General features: G+C 58.4%; 12 protein-coding genes. 6 read left to right on the top strand and 6 right to left on the bottom strand.

The window, feature by feature from the left end:
- Positions 1–70 precede the first annotated feature (70 nt).
- Positions 71–3808 (bottom strand): dermonecrotic toxin domain-containing protein, encoded by a 3738-nt coding sequence (locus tag BFQ04_RS00675; protein WP_139111880.1) that lies wholly within the window; start codon positions 3806–3808, stop codon positions 71–73.
- A gap of 297 nt (positions 3809–4105) precedes the next feature.
- On the opposite strand from BFQ04_RS00675, the gene BFQ04_RS00670 reads away from it, so the two are divergent.
- Entirely contained in the window at positions 4106–4888 is a 783-nt protein-coding gene (locus tag BFQ04_RS00670) for a DUF599 domain-containing protein (protein WP_065949124.1), read from the top strand.
- 41 nt (positions 4889–4929) lie between these two features.
- On the opposite strand, the gene BFQ04_RS00665 is transcribed toward BFQ04_RS00670, so the two are convergent.
- Positions 4930–5196 carry a hypothetical protein gene (locus BFQ04_RS00665; RefSeq protein WP_065949123.1) on the bottom strand — a complete coding sequence of 89 codons (267 nt, stop codon included), beginning with the start codon at positions 5194–5196 and terminating at the stop codon, positions 4930–4932.
- Between the two features lie 156 nt (positions 5197–5352).
- On the opposite strand from BFQ04_RS00665, the gene BFQ04_RS00660 reads away from it, so the two are divergent.
- From BFQ04_RS00660 to BFQ04_RS00645, 4 genes are all read left to right on the top strand, one after another.
- Positions 5353–5829: a PaaI family thioesterase gene (locus BFQ04_RS00660; protein ID WP_065949122.1), complete on the top strand. Its 477-nt coding sequence runs from the start codon at positions 5353–5355 to the stop codon at positions 5827–5829.
- Positions 5826–6290 carry a PaaI family thioesterase gene (locus BFQ04_RS00655; RefSeq protein ID WP_065949121.1) on the top strand — a complete coding sequence of 155 codons (465 nt, stop codon included), beginning with the start codon at positions 5826–5828 and terminating at the stop codon, positions 6288–6290. The genes BFQ04_RS00660 and BFQ04_RS00655 overlap by 4 nt, the downstream gene beginning before the upstream one ends.
- 75 nt (positions 6291–6365) lie before the next feature.
- Positions 6366–8270, top strand: coding sequence for a molecular chaperone HtpG (gene htpG / locus BFQ04_RS00650; protein ID WP_065949211.1), 1905 nt, complete (start codon positions 6366–6368; stop codon positions 8268–8270).
- 182 nt (positions 8271–8452) lie between these two features.
- The gene (locus tag BFQ04_RS00645) at positions 8453–9181 is read left to right on the top strand and encodes a dienelactone hydrolase family protein (protein ID WP_065949120.1); all 729 of its coding nucleotides are present in this window, start codon (positions 8453–8455) and stop codon (positions 9179–9181) included.
- A 97-nt stretch (positions 9182–9278) separates the two neighbouring features.
- On the opposite strand, the gene BFQ04_RS00640 is transcribed toward BFQ04_RS00645, so the two are convergent.
- Together BFQ04_RS00640 and BFQ04_RS00635 are read right to left on the bottom strand one after the other, a co-directional pair.
- Complete coding sequence (locus tag BFQ04_RS00640; protein ID WP_065949119.1) at positions 9279–10148, bottom strand: pirin family protein; 870 nt, start codon at positions 10146–10148, stop codon at positions 9279–9281.
- Positions 10149–10215: 67 nt separating this feature from the next.
- A complete protein-coding gene (locus BFQ04_RS00635) occupies positions 10216–10632 on the bottom strand; it encodes an OsmC family protein (protein ID WP_065949210.1) in 417 nt (138 codons plus the stop codon).
- A gap of 170 nt (positions 10633–10802) precedes the next feature.
- Here BFQ04_RS00635 and BFQ04_RS00630 point away from each other — a divergent pair, with 170 nt between their 5' ends.
- Complete coding sequence (locus BFQ04_RS00630; RefSeq protein ID WP_065949209.1) at positions 10803–11795, top strand: amidohydrolase family protein; 993 nt, start codon at positions 10803–10805, stop codon at positions 11793–11795.
- A gap of 599 nt (positions 11796–12394) precedes the next feature.
- On the opposite strand, the gene fabB is transcribed toward BFQ04_RS00630, so the two are convergent.
- Together fabB and fabA are read right to left on the bottom strand one after the other, a co-directional pair.
- Positions 12395–13615 carry a beta-ketoacyl-ACP synthase I gene (gene fabB / locus BFQ04_RS00625; protein WP_065949118.1) on the bottom strand — a complete coding sequence of 407 codons (1221 nt, stop codon included), beginning with the start codon at positions 13613–13615 and terminating at the stop codon, positions 12395–12397.
- A gap of 11 nt (positions 13616–13626) precedes the next feature.
- Positions 13627–14142 (bottom strand): 3-hydroxyacyl-[acyl-carrier-protein] dehydratase FabA, encoded by a 516-nt coding sequence (gene fabA, locus BFQ04_RS00620; RefSeq protein ID WP_003210552.1) that lies wholly within the window; start codon positions 14140–14142, stop codon positions 13627–13629.
- Positions 14143–14244: the final 102 nt, after the last annotated feature.

Below are 14244 nucleotides of genomic sequence, written 5' to 3'. Positions count from 1 at the left end.
CCAGGAATGCCCCGTATCAGCCGATACGGGGCATTTTTATTCGGGGCAGAACAGTCGCCTGTTGCCGGCCCTAGTCTTTGGCGAAGTCAATGATCCACTTCTTCATCGCGTCATCCACCGTGCCGGCGCCTCCTTCAACCAACGTGTAGCTGCCATCAGCCATAACATCAACACCCGAGGCCCCGGCCATTTCGAAGGACACTCCCTCGGTGCTGATCAAATCCAGCAGCGGTTGCCGGCCACTGCTGTCTGTTTGGCTCAAGGTTGTTGCCAGGCCGATTTTGGATTCAGAAAGGGATCCGCCGACCAGTATTACTTTGTCACCGCTTTTCAATGAGGCTTGTAGTTCTCTTACTGCATCAAAGCCCTTGCGGCCGTTCAAGGGGGCTTCCAGATTGCTGCCCTGCAAGTGCATCAGTGTTCGGGTGTTGTAGGTTTTGCCATTCCAGCCTGACAACACAGCGAGCGCTGAACAGTCCGAGAGGCCGCGAGTGGATAGGGTGGATTCGCCTCCCTGGATAGTTTTCGACATACCCATTTCCACCGACGTTGCAGGCACGGGCACAGCAGAGCGTCCAATGGTTGTCCTTAGCTGGTCCGGTAGCTTGAGCCCTCCCGGCAAACCGATGGGTGCCCACTCGCCATTCCCTTTGCTCAGCAGCGTGGCCACTCGTTGTCCCGTCTGCGGATTTACAACGTTTACATACCCCGATTCGAATTTAAATGCCGGGCTTACCTCATAGGGCCTGTTGATCCCTGAGTTATCGGTGTAACGAATCAGCCATTTGCCGGCAATCTGCTGCGGCCCAGTGGCGCGCACGGGGATCGCTGCCAGTAGCTGATTATCCAGCGCATGAGCGCCGAGATCCCCACGGTTTAACGTCTGTGCAGTGTGGGCCGGGGTTGGCGATTGGATCGGGATGCGTGAGGGGAGGCCCTCCGATAACGTAACCGGAACCGGCGCGAGGTGATGGCTTGGGGCACCAGCAGTAGCTGGCGAGATTGCCAGGCGCTGTTGGGGCGTGTGCGCAGGGGCTCTGAATACCGGGCGCAACCGGGTCCTTCTGAGTAAAGGAATACCCGACGCGGCCATGGCGAAGTCGGTGTACACCGCGCCCCATTGCCCCGGTTGGGTGAGGAGCCTGGGCAGGCTTCGTCCGGATGCACGCAAGGCCCTTAACGCAGCCTTGGAGAGTCTGGTGAGGGCTGAAATACCGGGGTTGACCGGGGTCAGGCTCAGCAACAGTTGGGACATATCTGCGGCGAACATCAGCTTGTTGACCGTGGAACGGGCCGATACATCTGCGCTGGTGGTCATCTGAACCAGGGCTCTTGCTCTGAGCAACTCCAGCTCTTGCATGTACAGGCTGTCACTGATGCTCCCTTTGATTGGGTTTAGCCTGATGCCCGCTTCATGATCGGCTGCGAATGTCTTGAGCCATCTGCTGATCCCAGGCAAAAACAGGTCGTCGTAAATACCATACCGATCAGCCGGTGATACCCGTTGGTCCATGTAGGTTTTCCACTGGGCAGTGTTGAGCAGCTCGTTAAGTTGATCCTCGTCCACAATCTCTCTGAAAGGGCGTCCGTCGGGAGCATCCGGGCTGTACAGGACAAGGGAGGGGTGGTTGGTCGGTTTGATCACCAGCATGCCCTGGACGGGTTTGCCGTCCACGGCCACGCTGTGCGAGACGATAGACGCACCCTTCACGATTGGCCAGGTGGTGGAATCGTCATGCTCAAGTGTTGCTTTGATCCACTGTTCGGCGATCTTTTGCTTGTTCAGGTAGGCGTCGGGATCCAGGCTGGTGATGAACGCGTCCTTGGCCATCCTTGCCTTTTGAAGTTCTTTCCAGGCGTTGGGTAGTGCTCTAGCTTCGTCGGAAGTGGCGGTGGGGCTGAGTTTTTCATCCAGTAGCTTAAGGTATTGGCCGCCCACATCGGTTTGACTGATCAGCTCCTCAAGGAAGGTTTTATCCAATGTCAGCAGGTAGTTTGCGTTGGCATCGACCACCCGAGCGGTCCAGGTGCTCGTCAGCGAGTTATCCTTCCATGGCGCTGTGTTCAGTAGGGCCATTTCGGTCAGCGACGTGTTGTCGATCTTCGGCTTTGGGGCGTTTTGGGTGCCTGACAAGCCGCTATTGCCCGGCGGCTGTGTTGTTATCTGAACCATCACGTTGTCAGGGTCTATTTGCGCATTCGGGTAGCGGTCCTGCAGTTTGACTTTCAACGCCTGGGCCAGTAACTGTTTGGCGAAAGTGTTCAGGGAAGGGATGCTTCCCAATAATGGTTGCAAGTGCGCAAGGCTTTTGTGTTCCGCTTCGTCCAGTTCCCTGTAGGTCGTTTCTTGTTCGAGGGTCAGTTCCTTGAGCCATTGCGGCTGCAGTTTGTTGTTCAGCTGTTCATTGCGTGCGAGCAAAGCGTTACTGCCGTCGAAATGCAGTGAAAGATCCGCCGCATCATTGACGGATGCGACAGTTTCGGCGGAAAGCAGCGAGGGTGTACGAGCGGATTGCGTGGCAGTCTGCGCTTCGGCGAAGCCGTACTGCATGGCGTCATTGACCTCGTCCGCCTGGCGCTGCAACAACTGGGGAAGGGTTTGCGCCACGACGTCGCCGGTGACGGGAGCGAACCCCAGCAGTAAGTCATCGCCCCATTGAGGGGCGCGACTGTGTTCTACCGACACCGGCAAACTTTTGAGTAATTGGTTGGCCTTCTCGCCGCCGTTATTGATCCTCTGCATCAGTTCTTCGCGGGCGTCGCCGGCGCTCGCGAATTCCTCAAAACCTTCTCCGGGGGTATACAGCACCACAGGTCCAGTGGTGTCATCCAGTCCGATGCTTCTGGTGTCACTGGCGGTATAAGGCGCCTCGGCCGATGACCCGTCACTGCGGGTGATAAGAAAGCAACCGGCTAAAAGGGCACCGTTGGCGCAGTTGTCATCTATTCGGATGGGATACACCCCGGGACGGTCCCCAGCGGGAAGTTCGCGTTCGCGTACCTCGAGGGTCGGGTACTGAAAAGCGGTATCGATCAGCTTTTTGCCCGTCTCGCTGAGGGTGCCGTCTTCAAACCGTAACGCTGCCTCGGTAGAGAGCATTTGCCGGTGCAGGCCGAGTAATTGGGCCAGGCGTGATGGCTGTTTGAAGGGGCCCTCGGGAGATCTGTTCCAGTAGCTACTGAGCGCCTCGGGGAAGCGGGTTGCGATATTTTGTGCAAGCGTCAGCAGGGAGCCCTGATGCTCCAGCGTGTTCTGGGCCCCCCCTGCAGGTCCGTTATTGTAAAAGACGATTTGCGTGTCGGCACCGTGTTCTTCAGCGTTAGGCGAACCCGTGACGGCGTTCACGTGGATTTGCGCGACCTTATTGATCAATGCCTGCGATAAGGTTTGTGTAGAAATCAACACCGGCTCTGCCGGCGGTTGAGTTCGATAGGTGTTGACGAGGATGACATCGGGGTCGATTGGCTTGAGCTGGGGAAAGGCTTTTGTCAACTGAGCCTGGATGAAGCGTTGGAGCGTCATCTGGTGACTGAGCAAATCAGTAATCTTGCGGTTGTATGTCTGATGCAGCTCAATCAATTGGAGCTGCGCAGCGACTGGGTCTGCTCCCGTCGTATCGGCGGCGACCGGCGTTATGCCGCCTACCTCAAGCTTTATCCGATCATCGGGGGCTAATCCGAGCGGCCTGGGCTGATTGTGATTCGATAAAGCTACTTGTGGTGTCCTCGATTCAGAAGCTGTACTGACGGACAGTTGGGTTTCTTGTGGCGCGGGTGTCTGGCGGGGGGAGAGAGAAGTCGAGTGCATTGAAGTCCTACGAATAGAGAGTAGTTCCTTCTGTCTGAGAATGAGTGACCAGGGCTTCGTGCCAGGGCTTAACTAAGTGATAAAAGGCGTCCTGCTGGTTCCCGGGCCGAGCTTGTGTACATCGTGAAACAGGAATTGTCATAAAGAACAGGCAGTGCGGTCGGGTTTTTGATATTTGTTCCAGATCTTTCAGGACACCGCAGGCCCTGTTGCAGTGACGGTAGAACGGGGGGCGCCGTCATAGGCTCGCTGATGATCCCACTGGGATGCACGGAATTCACCTTTAGAAGGCCCCGCATGTCGTTCGTCGAAACCAACCTGATCCACCTTCTAGCCGCTCTCTGGTTTGTTATCTGCTGGGGCGGCTATACCCGCTACGCTACTTGGAAAGCCCGTGACACCGCCTGCCTGGCCAGCGTGTTGCACCTGTACCGCGAAGACTGGATGCGCCGCATGCTGCTGCGCGATAACCGCATCGCCGACGCCAGTGTGATCGGTAACCTGGAGCGTAACGCCTCGTTCTTCGCGTCCAGCACGTTGATCATCCTCGCCGGCATCCTGACGGTGCTGGGTGCCTCGGAGCGAGCGGTGTCATTGCTGGCGGATATCCCCTTGGTACAGCAGGCCTCCCAAGGCATGTCGGAGATCAAGTTGCTGTGCCTGGCGCTGGTGTTTGTCTACGCCTTTTTCACCTTCAGCTGGTGCATGCGCCAGTACAACTTCGCCGCGGTGCTGGTGGGCTCGGCACCGATGATTGGTGAGCGGCATGTGTCTGAGCAGGAGCGCAATGCATTTGCCTTGCGCGCGGCGCGGGTGATTTCGATGGCGGCCAACCAGTTCAACTTTGGCTTGCGGGCGTATTACTTCGGCATGACCATGCTGGCCTGGTTCGTCAGCCCCTGGTTGTTCATGTTGATGAGCAGCGGGGTGGTGTTAGTGCTTTACCGCCGTGAGTTTCACTCCGACGTTTTGCAGGTGATGGTGTACACGCCGACGAATATGCAGGCCCCGGATCCCGCGAAAGACAGCGTGACTAAAAGCCTGGAGAAAACAGCAGACAAAGAAAAGCCCGCTCTATAAGCGGGCTATCTTCTACAGCACTACAGCTTTACACCCTGCGATTACTGCTTGGCAGGCTCTGCAGGTGTAACAGGTGCGGCAGGTGCAGCTTCTTTAGCGGCGGCAGCATTCGATTCAGCCTGGGCTTTGGCAGCTTCAGCGTTTTCTTTTGCAGCGTCGTTCACTTTATCCTGTGCTTTCGCCATGTCTTGCTGAGCTTGCTCAGAATGTGCGGCGGCGTCTTGGGCTTTGTCTTCGGATTTCTTGTCGCAGGCAGCCAGGCCGAGGGCAGCGGCCAGCATCATGGAAATAGCTAATGTCTTGCGCATGGGTGTTTCTCCTTATTGAAGATATCTACTGGCCTTTCGAACTCAAGGGGCCAGCATTAGTTCCTTTTGTTCCACAGATATAAAAAGCTTTTTCGCCAGGAACTTTCCAAATTATTACCTATCCTGCCCATCCACACTAATAAGAATTTAAAAAATATGACCCAGACCCCCTTGTTAGACCGAGCCACCCGCTTTGTTTCGGCGCTTCGCCACTGTCAGGTACTGGGGGTAACGGTCCATGCCGCGACAGGGGAGGGCATGACGCTGGTGTTGCCCTATGGCGCGCACATAGTGGGTGATCCCCGCAGCGGCATCATCCACGGTGGCGCGCTGACGTCATTGATGGACACCGCCTGCGGCCTGGCCACGCTGTGCGTATTACCCGAGTTCGAGGTATGCCCAACCCTGGATTTGCGCATCGACTACATGCATCCCGCCGAGCCGCATAAGCCGGTGTATGGTTTTGCCCAGTGCTACCGGGTAACCACCGATGTGATCTTCACCCGCGGCTTTGCCTACCAGGACGACCCGCAGCAGCCCATTGCGCATGTGGTGGGTACATTCATGCGCATGGGCAAGCGTCTCAAGGGCACCCAGGGACTGGGCAGCGCGATCAAGGGAGAGCAGGCATGACCCATCGATTCAAGACGCGTCTGGAGCAAGCGCTTGAGTGCGGCGATTATGCGGCACTGCTCGACCTTGTTCCCTACGCAAAGCTGATCGGCGTCGAATGCACACGCTCAGGGGACGAGCTGTTGTTTCGCCTGCCGGCCAACAGAGACAATATTGGTAACCCTATATTGCCGGCGCTGCATGGCGGGGTCATCGCCGGCTTCATGGAACTGTCGGCGGCCTTGCACTTGCTTGTGTTCACCGGTGCCCCTGGCCTGCCGAAAATCATCGACTTTTCCCTGGATTACCTGCGCGCCGGCCAGTTTCGCGACACCTACGCCACCTGCCAGGTGTGCCGCCAGGGCAGGCGCGTCGCCAACGTGGCGGTCACCGCCTGGCAAACGACTCCCACCGAACCGATTGCCACCGCTCGCGCCCATTTCAAGATCGAGGAATTGCCGCTCTTGAAATCCCGGTCTTAGCCCCCAACTTTGATGACAACCCGCCGCCAACCCTCTCGGGCGCGGCCACTGCCATCCAATTGGAGTTTGATGACCATGAGTGTGGAAACTCAAAAGGAAACCCTGGGCTTCCAGACCGAGGTGAAGCAACTGCTGCACCTCATGATCCATTCGCTGTATTCCAACAAGGAAATTTTCCTTCGCGAATTGATCTCGAACGCCTCTGACGCTGTCGACAAATTACGTTTCGAAGCCCTGTCCAAGCCTGAGTTGCTGGAAGGTGGCGCCGAACTGAAAATCCGTGTGAGCTACGACAAAGACGCCAAAACCGTCACCCTCGAAGACAACGGTATCGGCATGAGCCGTGAGGACGCGATCACCCACTTGGGCACCATCGCCAAATCCGGCACCGCAGATTTCATGAAGAACCTGTCGGGCGACCAGAAAAAAGATTCTCACCTGATCGGCCAATTCGGCGTGGGTTTCTATTCGGCGTTCATCGTCGCCGACAAGGTTGAAGTGTTCAGCCGCCGTGCCGGCCTTGACGCCAGCGAAGGCGTGCACTGGGCGTCCAAAGGTGAGGGCGAGTTTGAAATCGCCACCCTCGACAAGCCTGACCGTGGCACCCGTATCGTGCTGCACCTCAAAGATGGCGAAGATGAATTCGCCGATGGCTGGCGCCTGCGCAACATCATCAAGAAGTACTCCGACCACATCGCCCTGCCGATCGAGCTGCCGAAAGAGCAAACGGCTGGCGAAGGTGAAGAGGCGCCGGCCGAGGAATGGGAAACCGTCAACCGCGCCAGTGCCCTGTGGACCCGTCCGCGTACCGAGATCAAGGACGAGGAATACCAGGAGTTCTACAAGCACATCGGGCACGACTACGAAAACCCGCTGAGCTGGAGCCACAACAAGGTTGAAGGCAAGCTGGAATACAGCTCGCTGCTCTACGTGCCGGCCCGTGCGCCGTTTGACCTGTACCAGCGCGAAGCGCCGAAGGGCCTCAAGCTTTACGTACAACGTGTGTTCGTGATGGACCAGGCGGAATCGTTCCTGCCGCTGTACCTGCGCTTTATCAAGGGTGTGGTCGACTCCAACGACCTGTCGCTGAACGTGTCGCGGGAGATCCTGCAAAAGGACCCGATCATCGATTCCATGAAGTCGGCGCTGACCAAGCGCGTACTCGACATGCTGGAAAAACTGGCGAAGAGCGAGCCGGAGAAATACCAGGGCTTCTGGAAAAACTTCGGCCAGGTCATGAAAGAAGGCCCGGCGGAAGATTTTGCCAACAAGGAAAAAATTGCCGGCCTGCTGCGTTTTGCTTCGACTCAAGGTGATGACGGCGAACAGGTTGTGTCGCTGGCCGACTACCTGGCACGTGCCAAGGAAGGTCAGGACAAGATCTACTACCTCACTGGCGAAACCTACGCTCAGGTCAAGAACAGCCCGCACCTGGAAGTCTTCCGCAAGAAAGGCATCGAGGTACTGCTGTTGACCGACCGTATCGATGAGTGGCTGATGAGCTACCTCACCGAGTTCGACGGCAAATCCTTTGTGGACGTGGCACGCGGTGACCTGGACCTGGGCAACCTCGACTCCGAGGAAGACAAGAAAGCCGCCGAGGAAGTCGCCAAGTCCAAAGAAGGCCTGGTTGAGCGGATCAAGACTTCCCTGGGTGAGGCTGTCAGCGAAGTGCGGGTTTCCCATCGCCTGACCGACTCTCCGGCGATCCTGGCCATTGGCGAGCAGGACCTGGGCATGCAGATGCGTCAGATCCTTGAAGCCAGCGGCCAGAAGGTGCCGGATTCCAAGCCGATCTTCGAATTCAACCCGGCTCACCCGCTGATCGAGAAACTCGACGCTGAGCAGAACGAGGAGCGCTTTGGCGACCTGTCGCATATCCTCTTTGACCAAGCGGCCCTGGCCGCTGGCGACAGCCTCAAAGACCCGGCCGCGTATGTGCGCCGACTGAACAAGCTGTTGGTTGAACTGTCGGTTTGACACCGTTGTAGAAAAACCCGCTTCGGCGGGTTTTTTCGTTTGTAGCAGCGAGCTTGCTCGCGAAAAACGTCACCGATAACGCGCACATCCTGAATCAACGCGCTGCCCTGAAGTTTTTCGCGAGCAAGCTCGCTCCTACCGTTGTATTACGGCTTCTGCGTGTACTTCAACTGGAGAAAATGATGAGCCAAGTTACCGTACGTTCCGTGGTCTATCAGCTTGATGGCCAGACCTATGAAAGCCGCCTGGCGTTCGATGCCAGCCACCAAGGCCCGCTGCCGGGGCTGCTGATGGCGCCGAACTGGATGGGCGTGAGCGCGGGAGCCGAAGAGATCGCCAAGAGCGTCGCCGGCAAAGGCTACGTGGTGCTGATTGCCGACTTGTATGGGCAAACTGTGCGGCCGACCAATGGCGATGAGGCCGGCGCGGCGATGATGCCGTTGAAAAATGATCGCCCGATGTTGAATAAGCGTATGCAAGCGGCCTTTGAACAACTGCAACGCCAGACCGAGGCAACGGTTGATACGTCGAAGCTGGCGACCTTCGGTTTCTGCTTCGGCGGCTGCTGCTCTCTGGAATTGGCGCGCACCGGTGCGCCGCTGAAGGCGGCTATCTCGTTCCACGGCACCCTCGACACGCCGAACCCGGCGGATGCGAAGAACATCAAGGGTTCAGTGCTGGTGCTGCATGGCGCCTCCGACCCATTGGTACCGAAAGAACAACTGCCGGCGTTCGAAGATGAAATGAACGCAGCGGGTGTGGATTGGCAGTTGCTCAGCTACGGTGGCGCGGTGCATTCCTTCACTGATCCCCATGCCAATGTGCCGGGCAAGATGATGTATGACGCCAGGACCGCGGCGCGGGCGTTCCAGTCGATGCATAACTTGCTGGATGAAGTGTTCAAGGGCTGATTCTTCAGCGCCTGTTCGGGCCTCATCGGGGGCAAGCCCCCTCCCACATTTGAAGGCATTTACAATTCAATTGTGGGAGGGGGCTTGCCCCCGATCGCTATCTGACAGGCAACTCAATCCTTTCTGACTCACCGGGCACCGTCGGCCAATCCCCAGCCGCCCATCGCTGCCGCGCCTGCTCGATCACCGCCGGATCACTGGCCACGAAATTCCAGTTGATCCGCCGCGGCCCATCCAGTGGTGCGCCACCCAACACCACGGCATGGCACTCGGTTGCGGCATACAGCGTCATCTCCTGCCCGGCAGGCAGCACCACCAGGCTATGCACCGCCAGAGCCTCGCCGTCGAGCTGCGCGTCACCCGCCACTACATACACCGCGCGTTCCTCATGCTCATCGGGGATCAGCAGGGTAGTGGCCGTCTGCATGCGCACCTCGGCATACAGCGTGGGCGACAGCACCGGTACGGGTGACGTGAGGCAAAAAAACCCGCTGCCGGCGATCAGGCGCACCTGCACGCCGAGGTTGTCGCTGACCGGCAAACTTGCCGCCGGGTGATGGCTGTAGTGGCCCGGGCCGGTTTCGTGGTCCTTGGGCGACGCCAGCCACACCTGCAACCCGTGCAGGTTGAAACCGCTGGCCTTGACCGCCTCGGGTGTGCGCTCGACATGGGCAATCGCACTGCCGGCAGTCATCCAACTGACCTCGCCAGCCTGTACCACCTGGTCCGAACCCAGGCTGTCCTTGTGCTGCAACGTGCCGTCGAACAGATAGGTGAGGGTAGACAGCCCGATATGGGGATGCTGGCGGATATTCATCCCGCTGCCCGGTGCATAACGGGTAGGCAGCATATGGTCGAAAAACACGAAAGGCCCGACGCTGCGGCATTCACGCGAGGGCAGCGGGCGCAGGATAGGCTGGCCTTCCACATCTTCGCGGCGCGGGCGGATGACGGTGAGCGTGGTCATGGGGTTACATCCCTGTCTGAGCGGGTTCGATGACGCTGAGCATAACCCGCTCGACCGGACGTTGGCGTTATTGGCTGAAGGCGCCTTCCGAAAGTGTTGTCTCGATGCTGACTTCGGCGGTGGTCATCAATTTGTGCACCGGGCACTTGTCGGCGACACGGTGCAGCTCATCGCGCTGGGCGTCGGTCAGCACGCCCTTGAGGGTCAACTTGACGTTGAGCCTGTATTTACCTTTTTGCTCTTCGGCGGCGTCGTGGGTAACTTCTACCGTTACGCCGGTGAGCGGGATGTCTTTCTTCTGCGCATAAAGCCTGACGGTCAAGGCTTTGCAAGACGCCAGCGCGGCGTCGAAATAGTCGTGAGGCGAGGGGGCGGAGTCGTCACCCCCCAGGCTCTTGGGCAGGTCGGTAAACAGCTCGTGGTTGTTGACAGTGACGCTGTGACGAAAGTTTTCAGCGTTCAACGTATTGACGGTAACAGGCATGGCGAACCTCACAGGGCTTTGGATGACGGTCATGCAGTAATAGAACATGCCGGCACCTGGGTGTTCCAGATTTTTGTCCCTGCTGAACCCTGATACGCGGGGCAGGGTCTACCCGTATCAGTTCCTATCGAGGTATCACCGTGCTTTGGACCCGTGTGAGTTTTGCCCTGATGCTCGCCGCCAGCAGTCTTGCCGTGCAGGCCCGCGACTATGCCTACAGCGACGCCCACCTGCATTACGTGGATTTTTTCCAGGAAACCGCGGGCATGGACAAGCTGCTCAAGGCCATGGCGGACAATCGCATCGAGCATGTGATGATTTCCGGCATTCCCGTGGCCAAGAAATGGCACGAGGATGAACCCAAACGCCCGCGCTATTATGCAGGCGACGATGCCGATGCCTATTGGTACAGCGCCACCGATGTCATCGTCGCCGCTGCGGTCAACAAGCTCACCCCTGAACAGCGCCGGCACTTTCATCCGTTCCTGGCCGGTTTCAATCCTAACGACAAGAATTCCGCCGCCCACATCCAGCGTATGCTCGACCTCAACCCAGGGCTGTGGCAGGGCATCGGCGAAGTGTTTACCCGCCACGACGATCTCACCGCGCTGACCTCGGGTGATACGCCGCGCGCCAATAATGAAGCCATGACGCGCATCTATCATTTGGCGGCGGAGAACGACCTGCCGGTGATGCTGCACTCCAACATCACCTCCAAGCGCGAGCGCAACCCGTTGTACCTGGCCGAAGTCGAGCAGCCGTTGCGCAACCACCCGCACACGCGGTTTATCTGGGCCCACGCCGGTACCAGCAAGGAAATCCACCGCCATCAGGTGCAAATGGATTTCCTGCTGCCCACGTTGAATCGCCTCCTTGAGGCTTACCCCAACCTGTATATCGACCTGTCCTGGAGCATGCTCACGCCCTATCTGCTTGATGATGCGGGCAAGCCCAGGCCGGAGTGGGTCAAACTGGTCGAGCGGTTCCCTGATCGATTCATGCTGGGCTCTGACGTGGTAGGGCGCTTCAACAAGCTGGGTAAGGAAATGCGCCGTTTTGATCCCTTCCTCGATGCATTGCCTGAAGACGTTGCCCACAAGGTGGCGCGGGATAACTTTCTGGCCATCCTGCCCAAGTCGACCCGCAATGAGGGCACTCATTGAGGTCGGGTTTTAGTGTTGTGTAATTGAGGTGATCCTATCGCGCATAGGTATCTTCACAACTGTGTAGCGCCCAACGCAAACCACGATGCGAAGCGAGCCGCTCTTGATCTTGATCTGCTTTTGATCTCAGGCGCCCCGTTAAACCACGCTGCCCGAACGCAGGCTTGAATCCGTGGGTAACCCGGCAGGACGCCGGGTTAGCCGCACTGGGCCATGGATGGCCCATTGCGGCGGCCCACGGATTCAAGCCTGCGTTCGGGCACACCGAGCCTAGGCGAGGTGCCGAGTGGTGGGGCAAGAGCCTTTTTGGTTACTTTTGGGGCTCTTTTCCAAAAGTGACCCGCTGTAAAAGCGGAACCCATAGCAGCCGTTACCGCAGAAACGGATATGTACTCGGTCTGATCCAGCATCCTGGTCGGCCCGGAGGCCGCCATCGGGGGCAAGCCCCCTCCCACATTCGACCGCATTCTTTGGGCCAACTGGGTCAAATGTGAGAGGGGCGACTCACTTGCCCCCGATGCACGTGACTCGGTCTCATTCAATCGCCCATAAAAAAGCCCCGAACCAGTCGGGGCTTTTCATCGGTCAAGCGTCAGGCCTTACTTGCCCTGCCAGCGTTTCAGCACCAGGGTGGCGTTGGTGCCACCAAAGCCGAAGCTGTTGCTCATCACGGTGTCGATTTTCACATCTTCAACGGTCTTGGTCAGGATCGGCATATCGGCGACGACCGGGTCGATCTCGTCGATGTTGGCCGAGCCGGCCATGAAGTTGCCTTCCATCATCAGCAGGCAGTAGATCGCTTCGTGAACGCCGGCGGCGCCCAGGGAGTGACCCGACAGGCTCTTGGTGGAGCTGATTTTCGGCGCGTTGTCACCGAATACCGCACGCACGCCTTCCATTTCCTTGGCGTCGCCGACCGGAGTCGACGTGCCGTGGGTGTTCAGGTAGTCGATCGGGGTATCCACGGTGGACATGGCCATCTGCATGCAACGGATGGCGCCTTCACCGCTTGGCGCAACCATGTCGTAGCCGTCGGACGTCGCGCCGTAGCCGACGATTTCCGCGTAGATCTTCGCGCCACGGGCCAGAGCGTGTTCCAGCTCCTCGACCACCACCATGCCGCCACCGCCGGCGATGACGAAACCGTCACGCTTGGCGTCGTAGGCGCGGGAGGCCTTCTCCGGGGTTTCATTGTACTGGGTGGACAGCGCGCCCATGGCGTCGAACAGGAACGACTGGCTCCAATGTTCTTCTTCACCGCCGCCGGCGAATACGATGTCCTGCTTGCCCAGCTGGATCTGCTCAACGGCAGTTCCGATGCAGTGGGCGCTGGTGGCGCACGCAGAGGAGATCGAGTAATTCACGCCCTTGATGGCGAACGGCGTGGCCAGGCAGGCTGAAACTGTGCTGCCCATGGTCCGCGTTACACGGTACGGGCCGACGCGTTTCACGCCTTTTTCGCGCAGGATGTCCAGCGCTTCCATCTGGTTCAGGGTAGATGCGCCGCCGGAGCCGGCGATCAGGCCGGTACGTACGTTCGACACCTGATCATCGCTCAGGCCGGCGTCGGCGATTGCGTCTTTCATGGCCAGGTAGGCATAGGCGGCAGCGTGGCCGACGAAGCGATAGATCTTGCGATCGATCAGTTCTTCGAGGGGCAGGTCGATGGAGCCGGAAACCTGGCTACGCAGACCCATTTCGGCATATTCCGGGTTGAAGCGGATGCCAGGGCGACTTGCACGCAGGTTAGCGGTGACGGTCTCTTTGTCATTGCCCAGGCAAGAAACAATGCCCAGACCAGTGATAACGACGCGGCGCATGCGGATAACCCTTAAAAGTTGTCAGTGGAAGTGAATACGCCGACCCGAAGGCCTTCGGCAGTATAGATCTCGCGACCGTCGACAGTCACCGAACCGTCGGCGATGGCCAGGTTCAGCTTGCCCTTGAGGACGCGCTTGATTTGAATGTTGTAGGTGACTTTCTTGGCGGTCGGCAAGACCTGGCCAAAGAACTTCACTTCGCCCGAGCCCAGGGCGCGACCGCGGCCCGGCAGGCCTTGCCAGCCCAGGTAGAAGCCGACCAGTTGCCACATGGCGTCAAGGCCCAGGCAGCCCGGCATCACCGGATCGCCTTCGAAGTGGCAGGCAAAGAACCACAGGTCAGGGGTGATATCCAGCTCGGCGACCAATTCACCTTTGCCGTACTTGCCACCTTCTTCGCTGATATGGGTGATGCGATCCACCATCAGCATGTTCGGGGCGGGCAGTTGCGCGTTACCTGGGCCGAACAGCTCACCGCGACTGCAGCGCAGCAGGTCTTCCCGAGTAAAGGCGTTTTGTTTGGTCATGCGAGCTCCTCAATAATCCCATGCGGCAGGGTAGGGCAAATCTTCCCGAACCGAATGAAGCGTTCATGCCTCATAGCGGCAGCCTACACATAGACTATTGCG

Source organism: Pseudomonas sp. 37 R 15 (assembly GCF_900004865.1).
GTDB classification, from domain to species: domain Bacteria; phylum Pseudomonadota; class Gammaproteobacteria; order Pseudomonadales; family Pseudomonadaceae; genus Aquipseudomonas; species Aquipseudomonas fluorescens_AM.
This window is presented reverse-complemented; position numbering and strand designations above follow the sequence as displayed.

Bases quoted from the DNA above. Each gene is read 5' to 3' on its own strand.
- BFQ04_RS00675 (WP_139111880.1), bottom strand. From the start codon at position 3,808: ATGCACTCGACTTCTCTCTCCCCCCGCCAGACACCCGCGCCACAAGAA.
- BFQ04_RS00670 (WP_065949124.1), top strand. From the start codon at position 4,106: ATGTCGTTCGTCGAAACCAACCTGATCCACCTTCTAGCCGCTCTCTGG.
- BFQ04_RS00640 (WP_065949119.1), bottom strand. From the start codon at position 10,148: ATGACCACGCTCACCGTCATCCGCCCGCGCCGCGAAGATGTGGAAGGC.
- BFQ04_RS00665 (WP_065949123.1), bottom strand. From the start codon at position 5,196: ATGCGCAAGACATTAGCTATTTCCATGATGCTGGCCGCTGCCCTCGGC.
- fabA (WP_003210552.1), bottom strand. From the start codon at position 14,142: ATGACCAAACAAAACGCCTTTACTCGGGAAGACCTGCTGCGCTGCAGT.
- BFQ04_RS00660 (WP_065949122.1), top strand. From the start codon at position 5,353: ATGACCCAGACCCCCTTGTTAGACCGAGCCACCCGCTTTGTTTCGGCG.
- BFQ04_RS00630 (WP_065949209.1), top strand. From the start codon at position 10,803: ATGCTCGCCGCCAGCAGTCTTGCCGTGCAGGCCCGCGACTATGCCTAC.
- BFQ04_RS00655 (WP_065949121.1), top strand. From the start codon at position 5,826: ATGACCCATCGATTCAAGACGCGTCTGGAGCAAGCGCTTGAGTGCGGC.
- fabB (WP_065949118.1), bottom strand. From the start codon at position 13,615: ATGCGCCGCGTCGTTATCACTGGTCTGGGCATTGTTTCTTGCCTGGGC.
- htpG (WP_065949211.1), top strand. From the start codon at position 6,366: ATGAGTGTGGAAACTCAAAAGGAAACCCTGGGCTTCCAGACCGAGGTG.
- BFQ04_RS00635 (WP_065949210.1), bottom strand. From the start codon at position 10,632: ATGCCTGTTACCGTCAATACGTTGAACGCTGAAAACTTTCGTCACAGC.
- BFQ04_RS00645 (WP_065949120.1), top strand. From the start codon at position 8,453: ATGAGCCAAGTTACCGTACGTTCCGTGGTCTATCAGCTTGATGGCCAG.